This is a genomic window from Qipengyuania aquimaris (assembly GCF_009827445.1).
GTDB classification, from domain to species: domain Bacteria; phylum Pseudomonadota; class Alphaproteobacteria; order Sphingomonadales; family Sphingomonadaceae; genus Qipengyuania; species Qipengyuania aquimaris.
The window spans coordinates 2086084-2106641 of the sequence record NZ_WTYI01000001.1; the positions used below are offsets into that span (position 1 = coordinate 2086084).

19 protein-coding genes are annotated in these 20558 nt (G+C 63.6%); 15 read left to right on the forward strand and 4 right to left on the reverse strand.

The features are described 5' to 3' along the window. Positions 1–96 precede the first annotated feature (96 nt). The 10 genes from glnE to GRI34_RS13375 all read left to right on the forward strand — a co-directional run bounded on the left by glnE (position 97) and on the right by GRI34_RS13375 (position 11734). On the forward strand, positions 97–2781 hold the full coding sequence (gene glnE, locus GRI34_RS10185; protein ID WP_160595827.1) for a bifunctional [glutamate--ammonia ligase]-adenylyl-L-tyrosine phosphorylase/[glutamate--ammonia-ligase] adenylyltransferase: 2685 nt from the start codon (positions 97–99) through the stop codon (positions 2779–2781). Next, on the forward strand, positions 2778–3248 hold the full coding sequence (locus GRI34_RS10190) for a peroxiredoxin (protein WP_160595828.1): 471 nt from the start codon (positions 2778–2780) through the stop codon (positions 3246–3248). The genes glnE and GRI34_RS10190 overlap by 4 nt, the downstream gene beginning before the upstream one ends. Continuing rightward, the gene (locus GRI34_RS10195) at positions 3245–4045 is read left to right on the forward strand and encodes a ferritin-like domain-containing protein (protein ID WP_160595829.1); all 801 of its coding nucleotides are present in this window, start codon (positions 3245–3247) and stop codon (positions 4043–4045) included. The genes GRI34_RS10190 and GRI34_RS10195 overlap by 4 nt, the downstream gene beginning before the upstream one ends. A 141-nt stretch (positions 4046–4186) precedes the next feature. Further along, positions 4187–4876, forward strand: coding sequence for a M23 family metallopeptidase (locus GRI34_RS10200; protein ID WP_234028205.1), 690 nt, complete (start codon positions 4187–4189; stop codon positions 4874–4876). Between the two features lie 161 nt (positions 4877–5037). After that, positions 5038–6585 carry an acyl-CoA synthetase gene (locus tag GRI34_RS10205; RefSeq protein WP_160595830.1) on the forward strand — a complete coding sequence of 516 codons (1548 nt, stop codon included), beginning with the start codon at positions 5038–5040 and terminating at the stop codon, positions 6583–6585. Further along, positions 6585–7883: a cytochrome P450 gene (locus tag GRI34_RS10210; RefSeq protein WP_160595831.1), complete on the forward strand. Its 1299-nt coding sequence runs from the start codon at positions 6585–6587 to the stop codon at positions 7881–7883. Before GRI34_RS10205 ends, GRI34_RS10210 begins: the two co-directional genes overlap by 1 nt. Before the next feature lie 188 nt (positions 7884–8071). Then, entirely contained in the window at positions 8072–8710 is a 639-nt protein-coding gene (locus tag GRI34_RS10215) for a YqiJ family protein (protein WP_160595832.1), read from the forward strand. A gap of 39 nt (positions 8711–8749) precedes the next feature. Next, positions 8750–10480, forward strand: a complete 1731-nt coding sequence (locus GRI34_RS10220) for a flotillin family protein (protein WP_407692142.1) — start codon at positions 8750–8752, stop codon at positions 10478–10480. A gap of 86 nt (positions 10481–10566) precedes the next feature. Then, positions 10567–11571, forward strand: a complete 1005-nt coding sequence (locus GRI34_RS10225; protein WP_160595834.1) for an agmatine deiminase family protein — start codon at positions 10567–10569, stop codon at positions 11569–11571. A gap of 34 nt (positions 11572–11605) precedes the next feature. Continuing rightward, positions 11606–11734, forward strand: a complete 129-nt coding sequence (locus tag GRI34_RS13375; RefSeq protein WP_263617854.1) for a hypothetical protein — start codon at positions 11606–11608, stop codon at positions 11732–11734. Here GRI34_RS13375 and GRI34_RS10230 read toward each other — a convergent pair. The 4 genes from GRI34_RS10230 to GRI34_RS10245 all read right to left on the reverse strand — a co-directional run bounded on the left by GRI34_RS10230 (position 11723) and on the right by GRI34_RS10245 (position 17163). Further along, complete coding sequence (locus tag GRI34_RS10230; protein ID WP_160595835.1) at positions 11723–12463, reverse strand: sulfite exporter TauE/SafE family protein; 741 nt, start codon at positions 12461–12463, stop codon at positions 11723–11725. The genes GRI34_RS13375 and GRI34_RS10230 overlap by 12 nt on opposite strands. After that, positions 12464–13210 (reverse strand): sulfite exporter TauE/SafE family protein, encoded by a 747-nt coding sequence (locus GRI34_RS10235; RefSeq protein ID WP_160595836.1) that lies wholly within the window; start codon positions 13208–13210, stop codon positions 12464–12466. Positions 13211–13219: 9 nt separating this feature from the next. Beyond that, positions 13220–15238 (reverse strand): threonine--tRNA ligase, encoded by a 2019-nt coding sequence (gene thrS, locus GRI34_RS10240; RefSeq protein ID WP_160595837.1) that lies wholly within the window; start codon positions 15236–15238, stop codon positions 13220–13222. A 260-nt stretch (positions 15239–15498) separates the two neighbouring features. Then, positions 15499–17163, reverse strand: a complete 1665-nt coding sequence (locus GRI34_RS10245; RefSeq protein WP_160595838.1) for an alkaline phosphatase D family protein — start codon at positions 17161–17163, stop codon at positions 15499–15501. Positions 17164–17324: 161 nt separating this feature from the next. Here GRI34_RS10245 and GRI34_RS10250 point away from each other — a divergent pair, with 161 nt between their 5' ends. From GRI34_RS10250 to GRI34_RS10270, 5 genes are all read left to right on the forward strand, one after another. Continuing rightward, positions 17325–17510, forward strand: a complete 186-nt coding sequence (locus GRI34_RS10250; protein ID WP_160595839.1) for a hypothetical protein — start codon at positions 17325–17327, stop codon at positions 17508–17510. After that, positions 17507–18085, forward strand: a complete 579-nt coding sequence (locus GRI34_RS10255; protein WP_160595840.1) for a hypothetical protein — start codon at positions 17507–17509, stop codon at positions 18083–18085. The genes GRI34_RS10250 and GRI34_RS10255 overlap by 4 nt, the downstream gene beginning before the upstream one ends. Next, complete coding sequence (locus GRI34_RS10260) at positions 18082–18273, forward strand: helix-turn-helix transcriptional regulator (protein WP_160595841.1); 192 nt, start codon at positions 18082–18084, stop codon at positions 18271–18273. Before GRI34_RS10255 ends, GRI34_RS10260 begins: the two co-directional genes overlap by 4 nt. Before the next feature lie 93 nt (positions 18274–18366). Then, on the forward strand, positions 18367–19452 hold the full coding sequence (locus tag GRI34_RS10265) for a YjgN family protein (protein WP_160595842.1): 1086 nt from the start codon (positions 18367–18369) through the stop codon (positions 19450–19452). Between the two features lies 1 nt (position 19453). After that, complete coding sequence (locus GRI34_RS10270; RefSeq protein WP_160595843.1) at positions 19454–20527, forward strand: M48 family metallopeptidase; 1074 nt, start codon at positions 19454–19456, stop codon at positions 20525–20527. The last annotated feature ends 31 nt before the right edge of the window (positions 20528–20558 follow it).

Consider the following 20558-nt stretch of genomic DNA (forward strand, 5'->3'; position numbering starts at 1 on the left):
TGCACCCTCTCATTGGTTTGCGTGGCGCGCTTGTTGCAGCAGTGGACAAAGAGGGCAAGCTTGCACCGGACGTCCAAGGGAGGCAGACCGCCCGCAATGACCGCCGACTGGACCGACGCGCTGAAAAGAGCGCGGGCTCACGCCCCCTACCTGGCGCGTGGGCTGGAACTGTATCCGGAGATTGCGGACCTGCTGGCGCAGGGCGATGGCGAGGCGGCTCTCGAAGAAGCAAAGCGCGCAGCGGCAGGTGTCGATGATGTCGGCCTCGCCCTGCGGCGGGAGAAGCGTGCACTGGCCACGGCGCTCGCGATAGGAGACCTCGCCGGAGCTTTCGATCTCGACAAGGTAATGCGCGAGCTTTCGCTGTTTGCCGATCGAGCAATGCACCGGGCTATCGAAGCGGCTATCGCTCGCCGGGTCGAAGGCGCGCCCAGCGATGGCATGATCGCGCTGGCATTGGGCAAGCACGGTTCGGGAGAGCTGAACTACAGCTCCGACATCGATCCCATCCTGCTGTATGATCCCGAGACGCTGGCCCGCCGCGAGAGGGACGAACCGGGTGAGGCGGCACAGCGCTATGCCCGCGAGATGGTGCGCATGCTGTCTGACGTAACCAGCGAAGGCTATGTCTTCAGGGTCGACTTGCGCCTACGCCCGGCATCCGAGGTAAGCCCGCTGGCGATCCCCCTCGATGCCGCGATCACACATTACGAAAGCTCGGCCCTGGCGTGGGAGCGCGCCGCCTTCATCCGCGCACGCTCCTGTGCGGGTGATATCGCCGCGGGCGAGAAATTCCTCGACCAGATCCGTCCCTTCGTCTGGCGCCGCAGCCTCGATTTCGGAGCGATCGATGCGGTCCGCCAGTTGACCCGGAGGATCAGGGAGCAGCAGACCGGACCCACCGCTCCTGCCCCGGACTACAATGTGAAGCTCGGTCGCGGAGGTATTCGCGAGATTGAGTTCTTCGCCCAAACGCACCAGCTCATCCATGGCGGGCGCAATCCGGAGCTGCGTGACAAGCGCACGCGCGCCGCGCTCGATGCACTGGCCGATGCCGGACATATCGACAAAGAGGACGCCGCTTCGCTTGGCGCTGCTTACGACGGATTACGGCGGATCGAACACCGCCTGCAGATGGTGGGAGACCGCCAGACCCACACGCTTCCCGAAGCCGAGGCGTTGGACAATGTCGCCCGGCTGGACGGCTTTGCCGACGGGGCCGCGTGGCTGGAACACATTGCCTCGCTGACCGCCCCGGTCGCCCGGAGCTACGATGCCCTGCTGGCGGAAGATGAGGTGTCCGTCCCTTCCGACAGTCCGCACGTGGAGCCAGTGCCCGCACGAAAGGAACTCGACGCAGGCCTCGTGGAACGGGTCGCAGGCTGGACCGACGGCCGCTATCCGCCCCTGCGCAGCACCGCAGCCCTGTCAGCCTTCGAAGCGATCCGTGCGCCGCTGCTCGATTCCCTCGCATCGGCAAAGGAACCGGAACGCGCCGCCGCGCGCTGGGAGAGCCTGCTTTCCAAGCTGTCGAGCGCGATCAACCTTTTCCGCCTGCTTGAGGCGAGGCCCGGCCTGTTCCAGCTACTCGCCGATTGCCTGACACTGGCCCCGCCGCTGGCCGACGCGATTGCCCTGCGCCCAGAACTCGTCGACGCTCTGATCGACCGGACCGCGCTCGATTTGCCGGGCGAGCGTGGCGAATTGGCCGCCGAGATGCGACGCGGTGAACGCGGCGACACTTACGAAGACAAGCTCGACCGTATTCGCATCGTCACCGGGGAAGCACGCTTCGCTCTCGGTGTGCAGGTGATCGAGACCGCGCATGATCCGCTCGATATTGCAGCCGCCCTGTCGCGCGTGGCCGAAGCAGCGATCGAGTTTGCGCAGGAAGCCGCAGAAGCCGAGTTTGCAGAACGCCACGGCAGGATCGCAGACAGCGAATTGGTGGTGCTGGGGCTCGGCAGGCTTGGCGGGGGAATGCTGACGCACGCCTCGGACCTCGACGTCGTCTATCTTTTCACCGGCAGTCTTGAAGGCGAATCCGATGGCGAGCGTCCGCTCGGCGCAACACTCTATTATAACCGGCTCGCGCAGCGGGTAAGCGCGGCACTGTCCGTGCCGACTGCCGAAGGCGCACTCTACGAGGTCGACACCCGGCTCCGCCCCCAAGGCGCGCAGGGACCGCTTGCCGTCAGTCTGGAAAGCTTTCTCAGGTACCAGAGCGAAGACGCCTGGACGTGGGAACACATGGCGCTGACCCGAGCGCGCGCGCTAACGGGGAGCGCGGAGGCACGACGCCAGGTCGACAAGGCCTTGCGCGAAGTCTTGTGCCGCAAGCGGTCCAGAGAGGTGCTGATCGACGACGTCAGGACGATGCGCGCCGACATGGCAACGCACAAACCTGCGCGCGGTCCGCTCGACATCAAGCTGCTGCGCGGCGGGCTCGTCGATCTCGAATTCCTCGTACACTACCTGCAATTGCGCGAAGGCGAGGCGCTGACGCCGCGACTGGACGATGCGATCGCCCAGCTTGCCGCGCGCGACCTCATTCCCTCTTCGCTGGGTCAGGCCCACGACTTGATGACGCGGCTGCTGGTGGGTACGCGGCTGCTCGCACCCGACCTGGCGATCCCGGAGAAACCGCAAAAGGCGATTCTGTCGCGCCTGTGCCGGGTCGAGAAATTCCGCCACTTGAGAAACGCGCTCGACGAGGCGCGCGAACAAGTGGCAGAGCAATGGAGCCGCTTGCTGGAAGAGCAATTGGAGATCGAACGATGACGAGCTTTGAACAGGGCGATGCCTTTCCCGATTTCGAAATGGAGACACCCGATGGTGGCACGATCACCAAGGGCGACCTTGCCGGCAAGAAAGCCGTGATCTTCTTCTATCCCAAGGACAACACGCCGGGCTGCACCACCGAAGCGAAGGATTTCAGCGCCCTTAAGCCGGAGTTCGAGAAGGCCGGGGTGCGGCTGCTTGGCGTCAGCAAGGATAGCGCGAAGAAGCACCAGAATTTCATCGCCAAGCACGACCTGACGGTCGAACTCGCGACCGATGTGGAAGAAGACGGCCTTTCGGATAGGCTCGGGGTGTGGGGCGAAAAGAAGAATTACGGGCGCACCTATATGGGCATGATCCGCTCGACCTTTCTTATCGGCGAAGACGGCAAGATTCTGCGGGTCTGGCCGAAGGTCAGGGTCAAGGGGCACGCCGACGAGGTACTCGAAGCAGCACGCTCCGCGTGACGTCACGACGCCGCAGTGTATCGGGCGCCATCAGGGACGCCCTGCTCACGGGCGACAAGTCCGCCAAGGTCTTCGCCGCCCGACAAGTCGCCCGCGATTGGCGGCTGGGGCGACTGGCGTTCGATTTCGAATGTCCGATGCCCGACCGGCCGGCCTGGCCAGAAAAGCTGGAATTGCTGGCTCCGGGCAAGATGCCGCGGCGCTCGCGCGGGGGATCTCTGGCGGGTCGGATCGCGCTATGGCACTCTTTGGCCCACATCGAATTCGTCGCGATCGACCTTGCGCTCGATATGGCCGGGCGGTTCGGTGAATCGATGGGTGAGCAGTTCGTCAGCGATTTCCTATCAGTGGCCGCGGACGAAGCGATGCATTTCGCGCTGATCGAGCGCAAGCTTGCAACGATGGGGTCGTACTACGGCGCGCTGCCGGCGCATGACGGGCTGTGGGGCGCTGCGCAGGATACGGCGCATGACGTCACTGCACGACTCGCGATCGTTCCGATGGTGCTCGAGGCTCGCGGCCTCGACGTCACGCCAGCCATGCTGGAGCGCGTACGGTCCCAGGGAGATGAAAACGGGGCGCGAATCCTCGAACGAATCCTTGACGACGAGATTCGGCATGTCGCTTTCGGGGCCAAGCACTTTCGTGAGCTGTGCATTACGCGCGACGAAAAGCCACCGGAATCATGGCAAAAATTGGTCGAAATGCATTTTTCAGGGGGGCTGAAGCCGCCATTCAACGACTCGGCGCGTGCGGCAGCCGGTTTATCGCGCGACTTCTACGCAGCTATTGCTTGATTAACCTTTGCAGCCATAACCCATACTCACGAGATGCCGGGGGGTTCCGGCGGTTTTGAAAAAACACGATCCGAAAGGCACGGGACGCCTGAGGGTCGCAAGGACACGATACCGATAAGGTATCGACAGGACGGGTTAGCAATGATTTCCAAGCGCAGCACGATTGCCGTGACGATGCTTGCCGCAGGCATGAGCATCGCAGCCGCTCCGGCGCACGCGGAAACCAACGCAGCGGCAGCTGCGGTCGGTGCCATCGACGTGTCGAAGGTCACCGCAGACAGCGCCGGCGAAGCGGACGAGCAGTTCACCGAACTTTTCGCACGCTGGGAAGCACCCAACCAAGCTTCGCTCATTACCGCAGGTCCGCAAGTTGCCATCCCATCGCGTATGCCGCTCGAAGACGCCAAACTGACGAGTGACTATGGCATGCGCACCCACCCGGTGCTGCGCCGTCGCATGGGTCACAAGGGCGTCGATCTCGCCGCACCGACCGGTACGCCGATCTACGCGACAGCCGACGGCGTTGTCTCCAAGGCGGAGCGCTTCTCCAGCTACGGCAAGTTTGTCAGCATCGAACACGGCGCTCGCATTCAGACGCGTTATGCGCACATGTCGCGGATTGCAGTGTCCGATGGTGCCCGCGTCAAGAAGGGCGACCTGATCGGCTACGTCGGCTCGACCGGCCGTTCCACCGGCCCGCACCTTCACTATGAAGTCCGCATCGACGGCGAAGCGGTCAATCCGGTTCCCTACATGGTCGAATCGTCCGCTCAGCGCGCTTTCGCTCTCGCGATCGGCGAAGGCGGCCAGGGTGGTGGCGACGAAGACTGAGTTTTTATTCGAAAGGCCAACGAGCCCTTCGGGTCAGCAGAATAAGGCGTCGGAGCGATCCGGCGCCTTTTTTCTTGCCCGCGCGCGGCAGGTAGGTAGGTTTCTTTGAGCAACCGGACGAGTCCGCCAACAGGACCGACGGCAGTGAGAGAGAGGACCCTATGCACCCCATCACCCATGCGCAGGCGCGCCCCGACCATCCCGCGATCATCATGGCCGGGAGCGGCGAGACGGTGACATACGGGGAGATGGACGCCTACGCCAATCGGTTCGCCGAATTGCTACGCGCGCACGGCCTGAAGCGCGGGGACCACGTCGCGATACTGATGGAAAACACCGTCGATTACCTGCAGCTGGTCTGGGGATCGCAGCGTGCGGGCACGATGATGGTGCCGATCTCGACCCGCCTGACCGCTCCGGAAATCTGTTACATCCTGAAGGATGCGGGGGCGAAGCTGCTGATCACCTCGCGCTATTTCGACGAGGTGATGGACGACATCCGTGCCGACTGTTCGGACATGGAAATCCTCGCCAAGGACGGAGATGGCGAGGAAAATCTTGCGGCGGCGCTGGCGACATATCCCGCCGAACCGATCGCGGACCAGGCTCCGGGCCAGTACATGCTCTATTCCAGCGGCACGACCGGCAGGCCCAAGGGTATCCGCCCGGCGCCGCCCGCCGATGACGATATCCTCGCGGTGAACCCGCTCGTCGGGCTCGCCGTGATGGGCGTCGGCTGGCCGGCGGATGGCAGCATGATCTATCTTTCGCCCGCGCCGCTTTATCACGCGGCACCGCTGGGCTGGTGCACCACGGCGCATCGCCTCGGCGCGACGATTGTGGTGATGGAAAAGTTCGATCCCGAAACCGCTCTCGAAGCGATCGAGAAATACCGCGTGACCGACAGCCAGTGGGTGCCGACCCATTTCGTAAGAATGCTGAAGCTCGATCCCGAAGTGCGCACGCGATACGACCTCTCCACCCACACCCGCGCGATCCATGCGGCAGCTCCGTGTCCCGTGCCGGTCAAACGCGAGATGATCGAATGGTGGGGCCCGATCATAATCGAATATTACGCCGGATCGGAAGGCATCGGCATGACGCTGGTGAAGAGCGAAGACTGGCTCACGCATCCCGGCACTGTCGGCAAGCCGATCCACGGGCAACTGCATGTCTGCGGTCCCGATGGAGATGAGGTGCCCGCGGGGACCGACGGCCTGCTGTATTTCGAAAACGAGAACATTCCGACCTATCACAACGATCCGGAAAAGACCGCCGACGCCATGCACCCGAAAGGCTGGATGACGCTGGGCGATATCGGCCACGTCGACGAGGACGGGTTCCTCTTCCTGACCGACCGCAAGAGCCACATGATTATTTCGGGCGGCGTCAACATCTACCCGCAAGAGATCGAGAACCTGCTCGTCACGCACGACAAGGTCATGGACGCCGCAGTCATCGGCGCGCCCTGCCCCGATTTCGGCGAGAAAGTCGTTGCCGTCGTCCAGCCCATCGACATGGGCGAGGCTGGCGAAACGCTGGAAGCGGAACTGCGCGATTTCCTCGCCCCGCAGCTTGCCAAGATCAAGATGCCCAAGCTGTTCGATTTCCGCGAGCAATTGCCGCGCGAGGCGAACGGCAAGCTCTACAAGCGCGAATTGCGCGACGAGTACGCGAAGAAGGCAGAGATAGAAGCGGAGCAGGCGTGATGGCGAGCACAGCGAAACCCCGCCTCGATCCGCAAGCCGCCTACGAGGTCATTTCTCCGGAAAGCTACGCCGGTTGGGACCCGCTGCTCGACACCTTCGATCGCCTGCGGGAGGAAAGCCCGGTGGCCTGGGTCGAGGACCCAGAAGATCGTCATCCGCCCTTCTGGCTGGTCAGCCGCTATGACGACGTGATGCGCGTATCGAAGGACAATGCGACCTTCCTTAACAATCCGCAGACGGTCGTCTTCAGCCTCACCGAAGGGATCGAGTTCGCCAAGAACCTGACCGGCGGCAGCCCGCATATGGTCTCCAGCCTCGTCACCTTCGACGCGCCGATCCATATGAAATACCGCAAGCTCACGCAGGAATGGTTCATGCCCAAGAACCTGCGCACGCTGGAGGACGAAATCCGTGAACTGGCGCACAAGACGGTCGACCGGCTGATCGACGCGGGGCCGCAGGCAGATTTCTGCAAGCTCGTCTCCCAGCCGTATCCGCTGCACGTAGTCATGCAGATCCTCGGCGTGCCCGAAGAGGACGAGCCCCGCATGCTCATGCTGACCCAGCAGATGTTCGGCGGGCAGGACGAGGACCTCAACCAGTCCGGCATGAAGGACCTGCCGCCCGAAGCCATCACCCAGCTGGTTGCCGGTGCGGTGAAGGATTTCGAGGCCTATTTCGCAGGCCTGACCGCCGAAAAGCGCGCCAATCCGACTGACGATGTCGCCAGCACCATCGCCAATGCCACGGTCGACGGAGAGCCGCTGAACGACCGCGACATGATGGGCTATTACATCATCGTCGCCGCCGCCGGGCATGACACCACCAGCGCCAGCACGGCAGGCGCGATGCTCGCCCTGGCGCAGGACTCCGAGCAATGGGCGAAGGTGAAAGCCGACCGCTCGCTCCTCCCCGGCATCGTGGAAGAAGCGATCCGCTGGACCAGCCCGGTACAGCATTTCATGCGCACGGCGGCCGAAGACACCGAGCTTGGCGGCCAGCACATCGCCAAAGGCGACTGGCTGATGATCAATTACGTCGCCGCCAATCACGATCCGGCGCAGTTCGAAAACCCGCGCAAGTTCGATGCCAGCCGCAGCCCCAACCGGCACCTCGCCTTCGGAGCCGGGGCGCACCAGTGCCTTGGCCTCCACCTCGCACGGCTGGAGATGCGCATCCTGTTCGAAACGCTGCTGGACAGGATAGCCAGCGTCGAACTCGCCGGAGAACCGAAGCGCGCGAAGTCGACCTTCGTCGGCGGGCTCAAGACCTTGCCGCTTCGTATTACACCCGCCTGAAGTCGAAATTCGACCAGCCCAAGTCAAACCCGCGCAATTGTGGGGAAAATCGAACTCGGTTCATCGCATATTTCTACGGTTCACCGCACATTTCTGCTAGGTGAATGACATGGATACAACAGTAGGGGGATCCACTTTCGGCCAAGGCCGGAGGCGGGACTTCCTGCGCATAAGAAAGGGGGGGAACCATGACATTGCTGGAGCCGCACAACATGCCGTTTGCGGCCGCGCTCGTCATCATGCTGATCCTCGCGCTTGTCCAGTTGATCGGGGTTGCCGATTTCGGCGATGCCGATGTCGACCTGGATGTGGATGCCGATGGTTTGCCGGATTCGGGAATGTTCGACGGGCTGCTCACGCTGCTCGGGATCGGACGGATCCCGCTTACGATCTGGCTCGCGCTGTTCCTGTTCTTATTCGCAGGGATCGGTCTTTCGATCCAGGAGCTTGCCGCCAGCCTGACCGGCGGTCCGCTTTACAGCTGGCTCGCCGCGCTGATCGCCGGTGTCGCCGCCCTGCCGGTCACGGGTATTTTTGCACGGCCTCTGGGCCGGATTATGCCCAAGGATCACACCACCGCGGTGAGCACGGACAGCCTTGTCGGTCGCCGCGCCCGGATCACGGACGGCATTGCTCGCCAGGCATCGCCTGCGCGTGCCCGGGTCAAGGACGTGCACGGCCAATCGCATTACGTGATGGTCGAGCCGCACGAGGCAAAATCCGAACTCCACGCAGGAGACGAGGTCCTTCTCGTCCGCCGCGAGGGCAATCAATTCTACGCGACCGCGCTCGCCGAGCGTCGCCTGTCGCCGACAGTCAATCAATAAGGAGGAGCAATGGACAGTCTATTTGGAACATCACTGGTAATGGTCGGGGGTGCCACTCTACTCGGCATCATCATTATTACTTTCTTGCTGAAGATGTATCGCCGTGCGTCGAAGGAAATCGCCTTCGTGCGGACCGGTGTCGGCGGTGAGAAGGTCGTCATGAACGGGGGCGCGCTGGTGCTGCCGGTCTTCCACGAAACCATGCCGGTCAACATGAACACGCTGGTGCTTTCGGTCATTCGCCGCGATGGCGAAGCGCTTATCACGCTCGACCGCCTGCGGATCGACGTGAAGGCGGAATTCTACGTCCGCGTGAAGCCCGATGCCGATGCAATCGCCATGGCGGCGCAGACGCTCGGCCAGCGCACGATGCAGCCGGAAATGCTCAAGGACCTCGTCGAAGGCAAGTTCGTCGACGCGCTGCGTAGCGTGGCGGCCGGTATGACGATGAACGAGCTGCACGAACAGCGTGCCGACTTCGTCCAGAAGGTGCAGCAGGTGTCGTCGAACGACCTTGCTATGAACGGCCTGGAGCTGGAATCGGTCTCTCTGACCGGTCTCGACCAGACGAGCATCGAGCACTTCAACGCCAACAACGCCTTCGACGCCGAAGGTCTGACCAAGCTGACCGAGCAGATCGAGGCGCGCAAGAAACTGCGCAACGACATCGAGCAGGACACGCGCGTGCAGATGGAGACGAAGAACCTTGAGGCGGACGCCAAGAGTTTTGAGATCGGGCGCGACAAGGAATACGCCCGCCTCCAGCAGGAGCGCGAGGTGGAAATCCGCCGCGCCGCGCAGGCTTCGGAAATTGCCCGCGAACAGGCAGAACGCAGCCGTGAGGCCGATGCTGCCCGGATCGAGGCGAAGAAGCAGGTCGACGCGCAGCAGATCGAAGCCGACCGACTCGTCGAAGAGGCGCGGATCGACCAGCAGCGCGCGCTCGAAATCGCCCGGCAGGAGCAGCAGATCGCGGTCCAGAACAAGAGCCGCGAGGAAAGCCAGGCCAAGGCGGAAGCCGATGAAGCCCGCGCCAAGGCAGTTGCTGCCGAAGAGCAGGTTGCCACCAGCCGTGAAAGCGAGATCGCCGAGAGGCAGAAGAAGATCGAGCTGATCGAGGCATCGAAGCAGGCAGAGCGCGAAGCTATCAGCGTTCGTGTCGAAGCGGAGGCCGAAAAGGACGCCGCATCGAACCGCGCCGAAGCGCTACGCCTGGAAGCGCAGGGTGAAGCCGAGGCCGAGAAGCTACGTGCAGAAGCTGCGCGCGTCCGCTTCGAAGTCGAGGCGGCCGGTCAGAAGGCGATCAACGAGGCGGCGAACATTCTGTCGTCCGACCAGATCAGCCTGCAGACGAAGATGGCCTTGCTCAAGGTCCTGCCCGAACTGGTCAAGGAAAGCGCCAAGCCGATGGAAGCGATCGAGAGCATCAAGATCGTCCAGGTCGACGGGCTTACCAATGGCGGCGGCAAGTCGTCGGGCGGTGCAGCCGGTGTCGGCGGCGGGTCGGGCAACCTCGCGACCGATGCGGTCAGCGCAGCGCTTGCCTACCGCGCGCAGGCTCCGGTGCTCGACGGGCTGATGAAAGAACTGGGCCTCGACGGCTCCAGCCTCAACAGCCTGGTCAAGGGCCCGGCCGAACAGACCGGCGGCTTCGAAGTGGAAGATGCGCCCGAGCCGAAGAAGGAAGACGCCCCCAAGGCGCTTCCCGCCAATGGCAAGGACGCAGGCAAGAGCAAGGACAGCGGCGAAAGCCCCAAGGCGGACGCCTGAGCCACTCTGTCACCGAATGGAAAGGGGGCGCTACGGCGTCCCCTTTTTTATTGCGCGAGGCGATCACCTCGTCCTAACCGCCGCGCATGAGCACGACGCCCGAATGGATGATGCCGCCCGAATGGGCCCCGCAGGACTGGCTGTGGATCGGCTTTCCGCACGATCCGCAGGAATGGCCCGAAGTCCTGCCAAGGGCACAGGAGCAGATCGCGGCCTTCGCCAATGCTGTGGCCGACAGCGGGCAGGAAGTCCGCCTGCTGGTGCGCGACGATGCTAACGAGGCACGCGCGCGGCAGTTGGTCGGCGGGAACGTCACGCTGGAGCGACGTCACTATGGCGATGCCTGGCTGCGCGACACCGGGCCGCTGGTCGTTTCAAACCGCGATGGCGAGCGTGCGGCCCGCCGCTTCGGTTTCAACGGCTGGGGCGGCAAGTACCTGATGGACGGCGACCAGACAGTGGGCGCGCAGCTGGCCGAAGACGAAGGCCTCCCGCTGCAAACGGCGGACTGGATCCTCGAAGGCGGCGCGGTGGATGGCGACGGGACCGGCCTCGTCGCGACGACCGAGCAATGCCTGCTCAACCCCAATCGCAATCCGCAGCTCTCGCGCGAGGACATCGAGCAGCGTCTCGAACGCGATCTTGGCTTTACCCGCGTGCTGTGGCTCGGCGACGGGTTGATCAACGATCACACCGACGGCCATGTCGACAATCTCGCCCGCTTCGTGGCGGCCAACACGCTCGTCATCCCGCGCGCCACGGGCAGCGCCGATCCCAATGCTCAGATCTATGCCGATGCGCGCCGCCGGGCAGAAGCGGCAGGCGTATCGGTGGTCGAAATCCCCTCGCCCGGCCTCGTGACCAGCGGCGACCATGTCGAGCCGGCGAGCTACGTCAACTTCGCCATCACCAGCCACCTCGTCGTGGTGCCCACCTTCGGCAGCCCCTACGACGAAGAAGGCGTGGCGGCGATCGGCGCGCTGTTCCCGGATCGCGCCACCATCGGCCTGCTGGGCGATGCCGTGCTTGCGGGCGGTGGCGGGTTCCACTGCGCCAGCCAGCAAATGCCCTCTGCCGGATGGAAGCCTTAACGCTTCGTTAGGGTTTGGCCGCGAGAATGGGGGCATGGCAAAGGCTATCGCTCTCGCACGCACCCACGTTCCGGCATTTCCGCTGGCAGAGGCTGCGCGCGCGCTTATCGTGAGCGGATGCGGCTTTGCCCTGGTCCTCGCCGGACCGGCGCTACCCTTCTAACAGTTTCCAGACCGCACCGGCTGCCGCGCCGCCCAGCACGAGGGCGACGCTCACCTGCCATTGACGCGGCGTAACGCGCCCGAAGGCCGCGTGGCCCATGAGATCGCCGACCAGCACTGCCGGGAAGAGCAGCAGGGCGAGCAGGACCTCGCGCATCCCGCCGACGCCGAGTGCAATGAACAACGCCGAGGATAGCGGCGTCAGCACCAGGAAAATCGCCATCATGGACGCCCGCGCCTCGCGCGGGGGCAACCGGCCGCGCAGGTAGAAGGGCGCCATGCCCGGCCCTGGCATTCCGGCGAAGCCTCCGAAGAAGCCCGTGAAAAAGCCCGACAGTCCCATCGCAGGCTTGCGCGGCATGGCGATCTTGCCGAGCGGCACGACGACCAGCACGAATGCGCCAAGCGAGACGAGCGCAATCAGGAGCCGCGCCCAGTCCGCGCTCAGCGTGACCAGCGCCCACAGGCCAAGCGGCATGCAGGCCAGCGCCAGCACGGTTATCGGGATGGCCGAACGGTCGGCCTCCCGCCGGATGCGGCCGATGTCGGTCAGGCCGATCAGGAACAGCGAGATATTGCCTACCAGCACCGCTTCACGCGGAGCGATGGTCAGCGCGAGGACGGGCACGATCACGACCGACAGCCCGAACCCGGCAAGGCCGCGCACGAAACCCGCCACCAGCGCGGTCAGCAAGGCGATACCGATCGCTTCGAGAGGCAGGCCGAGCATCTAGGAGAGCGCCTTCCACAAGGCAGCAAGCGCCGCTCCGCCGAGCACGAGACCGACGCAGATGCGCCAGGTCCTATCCTCGATCCTGCCCGACGCCTTGTTGCCCAGCCAGTTGCCCGCCAGCACAGCCGGGAACAGCAGCACGGCGAACAGGAGCAGCGACCAGTCGAGCACGCCGATAGCCGCCCCGCTGATCAGGCCCGTGCTCGATGCGCAGGTGAAGATCAGCAGCATCGACGCCTTGGCGGTCTCGCGCGGAATGTCGCGCCCGACATAATAGGGGACGACCGGCGGTCCGGGCATGCCGGCATATCCGGTCATCAGGCCGCTCAATATGCCTACCCCGCCGGTCGTCGCCGGATGATGGTCCAGCGCACCGCGACGCGGCAGCAGGATGGCGATGAAGGCGGAAAGTGCGATGAAGGCGATGACCACCCGCGCCAGGGCAGGCGTGGTCACGCTGAGCAGGTACAGCCCGATAGGCGTGGTCAGCGCGACAAGCGCGATTATGACCCATGCCGACTTTTCCGCACCGCGCAGCAGGCGGCGAATCTCCGACAGACCGATGAAGACCGAAAGGAAATTGGTCAGCAGCACGGCATCGACCGGCGACAGCGCCAGCGCCAGCACGGGAACGATCAGGATCGCCATCCCGAACCCGGTCAGCCCGCGCACGAAAGCCGAGCCGAACGCAGTCACCAGCGCGGCGGCGATCGCTACCGCAGAGTAGCCGCCGAACAGGTCCATCGCGCGCGCTTAGCCTTCGCGCAGGTCCGGCGGCGTGGCTTCGGCCTTGAGCATCGCAATCGCTTCTTCGAGCGGCATCACCTTCTGGTGCTGCTGGCCGAGTGTGCGGACAGCGACCGTGCCCTCCTCCGCCTCGCGCATGCCCACCACCAGGAGGTGCGGGACCTTGGCGACCGAGTGTTCGCGGACCTTGTAATTGATCTTCTCGTTACGAAGGTCGCTGTCGACGCGGATGCCCGCCGCCTTGAGCTTGGCGACGGCTTCCTTGGCATAACCATCGGCGTCCGAGACAATCGTCGCGACGACGGCCTGCGTCGGGGCGAGCCAGACCGGCAGTCGCCCGGCGAAGTGTTCGATCAGAATGCCGATGAACCGCTCGTACGAACCGAAGATCGCGCGGTGCAGCATGACCGGGCGGTGTTTCTCGCCGTCTTCGCCGATGAAGCTTGCATCGAGGCGCTCGGGCAGCACGCGGTCGCCCTGGATCGTGCCGACCTGCCAGGTGCGGCCGATGGCATCGGTAAGGTGCCATTCGAGCTTGGGCGCATAGAAAGCGCCTTCGCCCGGCAGTTCTTCCCAGCCGTATTCCTCGTTCGCCATGCCCGCTTCGGCCACGGCGTCGCGCAGTTCCTGCTCGGCCTTGTCCCAGTCCGCTTCGCTGCCGAAGCGCTTTTCCGGGCGCAGGGCGAGCTTGACGTGATAGGTGAAACCGAAGTCGCGATAGACGCTGTCGGCCAGCTTGCAGAAGGCGCGCACTTCTTCGACCACCTGGTCTTCGGTGCAGAAGATATGCGCATCGTCCTGCGTGAACTGGCGCACGCGCATTAGGCCATGCAGCGCGCCATGCGGTTCGTTGCGGTGGCAGCAGCCCATTTCGCCAAGGCGGATGGGCAGTTCGCGGTACGACGTAATGCCCTGCTTGAAGACCAGCACATGGGCCGGGCAGTTCATCGGCTTGATCGCCATCCAGTCCGCATCGGGCGCGACCGAGGGGTTGGCCGGGCCATCACCCAGCTCGTCCACTTCGGGCACCATGTCGGGCACGGCGAACATGTTCTCGGCGTATTTGCCCCAGTGTCCGGACTGCTCCCACTGGCGCACGTCCATCAGCTGCGGCGTCTTGATTTCCTGGTAGCCCGCACCGTCCATCTTGCGGCGCATATAGGCTTCGAGCTCGCGCCAGATCATGTAGCCGTTGGGGTGCCAGAAGACGCTGCCGTGCGCTTCTTCCTGCAGGTGGAACAGGTCCATCTCGCGGCCCAGCTTGCGGTGGTCGCGCTTTGCCGCTTCTTCCAGCCGCGTGAGGTGGGCGTTCAGCTGCTTCTTGTTGAGCCAGCCCGTGCCGTAGATGCGCGTGAGCTGCGGATTGTTCTGGTCGCCGCGCCAATAGGCACCGGCAACGCGCGTCAGCTTGAACGCCTGCGGATCGAGCTTACCGGTCGAAGCAAGGTGCGGACCACGGCACATGTCGAGCCAGTCTTCGCCCGACCAGTAAACCGTCAGTTCCTCGTTTTCGGGAAGTTCCTTGGCCCATTCGGCCTTGAAGACCTCGCCTTCCGCTTCCCACTTGTCGATCAGCTGCTGGCGGCTCCAGACCTCGCGCTTGAGCGGCTTGTCGGCCTTGATGATGCGGCGCATTTCTTCCTCGATCGCGGGAAGGTCGTCCATCGAGAACGGCTCGCGCGTATCGGGCGCTTTCACATCGTAATAGAAGCCATCGTCCGTTGCCGGACCGAAGGTGATCTGCGTTCCGGGGAAGAGCGACTGCACCGCTTCTGCAAGGACGTGCGCGAAATCGTGGCGCGCCAGTTCCAGCGCGTCTTCCTCGTCGCGGCTCGTGACCAGCGCCAATTCCGCATCGCCTTCGAAGGGGCGGTTGATGTCGCGCAGCTCCCCATCGACGCGCGCGGCAATGGCGGCCTTGGCAAGGCCCGGACCGATCGCGGCGGCGACATCGGCAGGCGTGCTGCCGGGTTCCATCTCGCGCACCGAACCATCGGGCAGGCTGATCTTGAGCAGTTCCGTCATTCTATCCGTCCGTTATCCTGGCGCGGCCTTCCGTGACCCGCCTCGGTATGTCGAGGCCCATGGCACAGCTAGGCGCGCGCTTGAAGCGGCGTTTATGAGAAATTTGATTTCGGGAGGAAACGCCGACCGCCCGAAACCGGGCGGCGGAGCGCTACGTCAGGACGCGCGCACCCGCCCCCGGTCGCCCGGGGTGGTGGTAGTGGTTGTCGTGATGCGCTGATGCGTCATGCGCCAGGAGATAGCGACGACAGGTTAAAATCTCAACTGAGATCGAGCGCGCGCGCTCCGGCAAGGGTTGAGAGGCGCTTCGTCGCGACGACTTCGGCCCCCTTCTCACGCACCGAGGACAGCAAGCGATATTCGCTCGTCGCACGCGTCGGCGTGAGTTCGACCGCCATGTAGCCGCGGCGCGAGGCGTCCATCCATTTGAGCTCGGGATTGCGGGCGACCATGGCCGCGCTGACATCGCCCGGCGCCAATTGCGGCAAGTATCCCTCGAAGCCGGGCGAGGTGACCGACTGGCCGCCGAATTCGACGCCGACCTTCTCGCCCTCGTGGGCAAGGTCGAAAGCCCATGCGTTGTGGGTATCGCCCGCGAGGCTGACGAGATTTGCGTCCGCTGCAAGAGCCGCTTCGTAAAAACGGGCGCGGGCTGCGGGATAGCCGTCCCAAGCATCCATGTTGAGCGGCAGACCGGCGCGCGAGGCGATGGCGCCTGCGACCACGCGGCGCATGATGTAGTCGGGCAGTCCTTGCGGCAGGGCGTCGGTCAGCGAGGTAGCGGAGGCGGTCTTGCCCATCAGGACCTGCTGGACGAGCACCTGCCACGTCTTGCCGCCCTTGGCCGAGCGCATGAGACCATTGCCGAGCCAGGCCTGCTGTGCGGCGCCGAGCACTTCGCGCGTGGGGTCGCGATAGCTCTCCTCACGGAACGCGGTGAGCGCGGCGACGCCCTGTTCGGGAGATGTCATTCCGCGCAGCAGCGTGCCGTAATCGAATTGCTGCGCGCGCGCCGACAGGCGGGTCTCTAGGCGGAACAGGGTTGCAAGATCGCCGATCTCGTATTCGGCCCAAGGCTCTTCGGAGACGGGCATCCATTCGCGATAGGCTTTCATGGCGGCGGCCTTGCGCACGCTCCATTCGCCTTCGGTCTCGCTCTGGTGGTTCTGCGCACCGCCTTCCCAGCTGTCGTTTGCGCTCTCGTGGTCGTCCCACCCGGCAATCATCGGATAGATCTGGTGGATGCGGCGCAGGTCCGGATCGCTGCGATACTGGGCATAGCGCGCGCGGTACTGCGCAAGGGCCACCGTTTCGGATTGCGGGTCGAGCGGAGCGCGGGTGCCGAGCCACTCGCTCTCCGAAGGGTAGGTGCCTTGGCCGTATTCGTAGAAATAGTCGCCGAGGTGCAGCGTGCAGTCGAACTCGTTCGCCGCGGCTGCGTGGGCATAGGCATTGAACCAGCCGAAGCCGATGTTGGAGCAGGAGAAGACTGCCATCTTCCAGCGCGCAGTCGGCCCTTCGGGAAGGGTGCGCGTGCGACCGATGTCGGAGTGGCTGCCGTCGGGCGCAGTGAAACGGAAGTAATACCAGCGACCCGGCGCGAGCCCGTCGGCCCACGGCTTGGCGCATCCGTCATTGGCGGGGCTCGCCATGACGGAGCCCGAAGCGACGGGGGAAGCAAAGGAGGCCGTCTCGCTCAATTCCCAGGTCAGCGGGACGTCCTGATCGGCTGCGTACCGGGTCCATAAAAGGACGCGCGAGGACCCCGGCTCTCCGCTGGCCACGCCATGCGTGAAACCGCGCGCGCGGCCGGCGGCGGTCAGGGGCGCCGCAGCGAGACCTGCACCCAGCACCCCGCCCTTGAGCAATTGCCTGCGATCAAGCGGCAGGATCGGTGCAGCAACGGGCGGTTCGGTCTTGATCATCGAATAGGTCCTCTCTCCTCCTTCCATGACTGCGACGGATGGCAGGCAGATGACAAGCAGAAAGAGCCGATGGAAAGGTTGCCATCTATTTTGTCAAGTAACCTTGACTCTTGGGCGGCAATATGACAAATACACTTTACATCGAGAAAAGGAGCCTTGTCATGAAATCGCTACTGCCTTCCATTTTTCTGGCTTTATCATTGCTCGGCGTGGCCTTGCTGGGGAATGCTGGTGTCCTGCCAAGCAAGGTCGCACAGCTACTCCCTTTCCTGCTGCTCACTCTCTTCGCCCGGGTCTGGCTGCGCGACGATCGGTCCTGCAAACTTTCGACAGGGGCGGCCCGATGACTACTCAAACGCAAAGGAAGGGGCGCCCGGGCCTTTGGGTCGGCCTGTTCTTCGCCTGCGCCGGCGTCATCATCGCGCTGCGCCTTAGCGGAGCTATCAAAGAGCCCGTGGGCTTCATCCTGCTCGCACTGTCGATGGGCCTGATGATTCCGTTCAACAAGGCCATGAAAAACAGCTCTTGCACCTACAGCGCGGCAATGGACATCTACAATCGGCGCATGATGGTGTGCAGTATAGGCTACGTTCTGGGCCTAGGGATCGCCATTGTGTTGTGGCGGAACTACGAACTGGCCGACTGGACGGTCTTCGCACTCACCTTACTCCCGATCCTGCCGACCTTCGGCATGATCTGGGCGATGGCACGATACCTTAAGGAAGAGAGCGACGAATACCTGCGGCACAAGTCCATGATGGCATCGCTCGCAGCGCTCGCGTTCGTGCTGGCACTGGGAATCTTCTGGGGCTTCCTCGAGATGTTCGGTCTCGTCCCGCATATCTGGGCGTGGTGGGTCCTGCCAGCCTGGGCGATCGGGCTTGCGGGGGCGCAGCTGTGGCAGAAGGTCAGGGGCGCATGAAGAACCGCCTCAAGGTGCTGCGCGCAGAGCGCGACTGGAGCCAGCAGGACCTCGCCGATCGTCTCGAAGTCAGCCGCCAGTCGGTCAATGCCATCGAGACGGGGCGCTACGACCCCTCGCTCCCGCTGGCATTCAAGATAGCCGATGTATTCGAGACACAAATCGAAGATATATTTCTGCGCGACTGACCCTTTGCCTTGACTTGGGCGCCCCTGCTTTGAAAAACCGGACGCAGACGGGTTTTCGATTACGATTTTTACAAGCGGGGGGTCGCTCAAAATATGGAACAGGCACCGATCGAGGCGGAAAGCGCCTTCGGTTTCGACGGCAATTGGCAGGACTTCGCGAAAATTGCGTTCCCGAACCTGTTGCTGACTATCGTTACACTGGGGATTTACCGCTTCTGGGCGACCACGCGAGAGCGGCAATATCTTTGGGCGCATAGCCGCTTCGTCGACGAACGGCTGGAATGGACCGGCACAGGCAAGGAATTGTTCGTCGGTTTCGTGCTGGTATTCGTGCTTTTCATTCTCCCGCTTTCGCTCTTCAGCTTCGTCCAGCAGGGCCTGATCGCCCGCGGTTACGAAGTGGTGGCGATGGTTTTGACCTTCATGATCTTCTTCGGTTTCTTCTACCTCACCGGCGTTGCGAGATTCCGCGCGCTGCGCTATCGCCTTTCGCGCACTCGCTGGCGCGGCATCCGCGGGGGCAGCAACCACCAAGGCTTCCGTTACGGCTTGTCCTACATGTGGAAGACGATTGTCGGTTACATCCCCCTCGGCCTGCTCGTGCCTTGGTCGATGACTAGCCTGTGGAACGAGCGCATGCGCAAGATGAGCTTCGGCCCTCACGAGTTCGATGCCCATGCCGACAGCTCGAATGTCTTCGCGCGCTACCTCCTGTTCTATCTTGCCCCGATCATCTTCTTCATCGGCGGAATCGCGGCAGGCGCGATGGGCATGATTGCCGGGCAAAGCCTTGGCGGCGATCAAGGAGCCGGCATCGGGATGGTCGGCGCGGTGATATTCCTTGTCCTGTTCTTCTACCTCGGTCTCGGCCTGATCGCCGTTGCGTTCTTCGCGAAATTCTATCGCGAAGTCGTCGGCAGCACGACTTGGGGCAACCTCAATTTCAGCTTCGAGGCGTCCACCATGGACTGGGTCAAGCTGCTGATCGTGGATGCGCTGCTGGTGGTTTTCACCCTCGGCATCGGCTTCATCTTCCTGAGCTATCGCCACTGGAAGTTCTTCATGGTGCATCTTGAAGCCAATGGCGAAATCCTGCTCGACGAACTCACCCAGTCGACCACGACCACCGCCAAGCATGGCGAGGGACTGCTGGACGCGTTCGACATCGGTGCGATCTGACATGACCGACGCGTCCTTTCGCACGCCAGCACAATGGTATGACGGCCACAACGCCATCCGCCACGACGGCGAAGCCATCTGGAGCGAGGAGGAAACGCTCCTCCTCGCCGGCGCGACTGGGACGATGGAAGTCCCCTTCGCCGATCTCGAATGGGGCGAAAATCGCGGCGGAGAAAATGTGTATCGCCGCCAGAGCGAACCCGACTTCCGCCTCATGGTGCCGGAGGATCTGCCGCCCGGCCTGGCCTCGCGAATGCCTGCGAAGGCGACATACGGCGCGTGGGTCGACAAGCTCGGTCTGCCCAAGGCGGCCGCCCTGTTCGCAATCTTCAGCGCCGCTGCCGTAACCTTGTTCATGACCGCTCCCGAATGGCTGGGCCCCCGCGTTCCCGAAAGTTGGGAGCGGCAGATGGGCGATGGGATGATCGGCGACTTCGGTGGACGTCTGTGCAGCACGCCGGAAGGCGATGCAGCCATGGCGAAACTGCTCGATGCGGTCGATCCGGAACGCGAGCAGGTGCGTGCCAATGTGGCGAATATCGACATGGTCAACGCTGTCGCGCTGCCTGGCGGCCGGGTCCTCCTGTTCGATGGACTAGTGCAGGACGCCGAAACACCCGAGGAGCTTGCAGGCGTGCTCGGGCACGAAGTCGGCCATGTCCGCGAACGCCACGTCATGACCGCGCTGCTTAGGCAGTTCGGCCTGTCCATCCTGCTTGCCGGTGCCGATAGCGGTTTCGGCGATACGCTCTTCGGCGTCGCCCAGATGGGCTATTCGCGCGACGCGGAGCGCGAGGCTGACGCCTATTCGAGAGCCCGCATGGCCGAAAGCAATGTCTCCCCGCTAGGCGCGGCAAAGTTCTTCGAGAGGCTCGGCGGCGATCATGAAGAAGGCGAGAGCCTGGGGATTTCCGGATGGATCGCCAGCCACCCCGCACCGGGAGAAAGGGCGCGCGCCTATCGCGAAGCGGCCAAGGGCAAGACCTTCGCCCCCGTGCTCTCACCGGCAGAATTCGAAGCCATCAAGTCGATGTGCGAACAGGACCCCGACGTCGAGGAGTTCGAATTCTTCTAGGCTTGCAATGCCGCGCGCGCAGGCCGACATC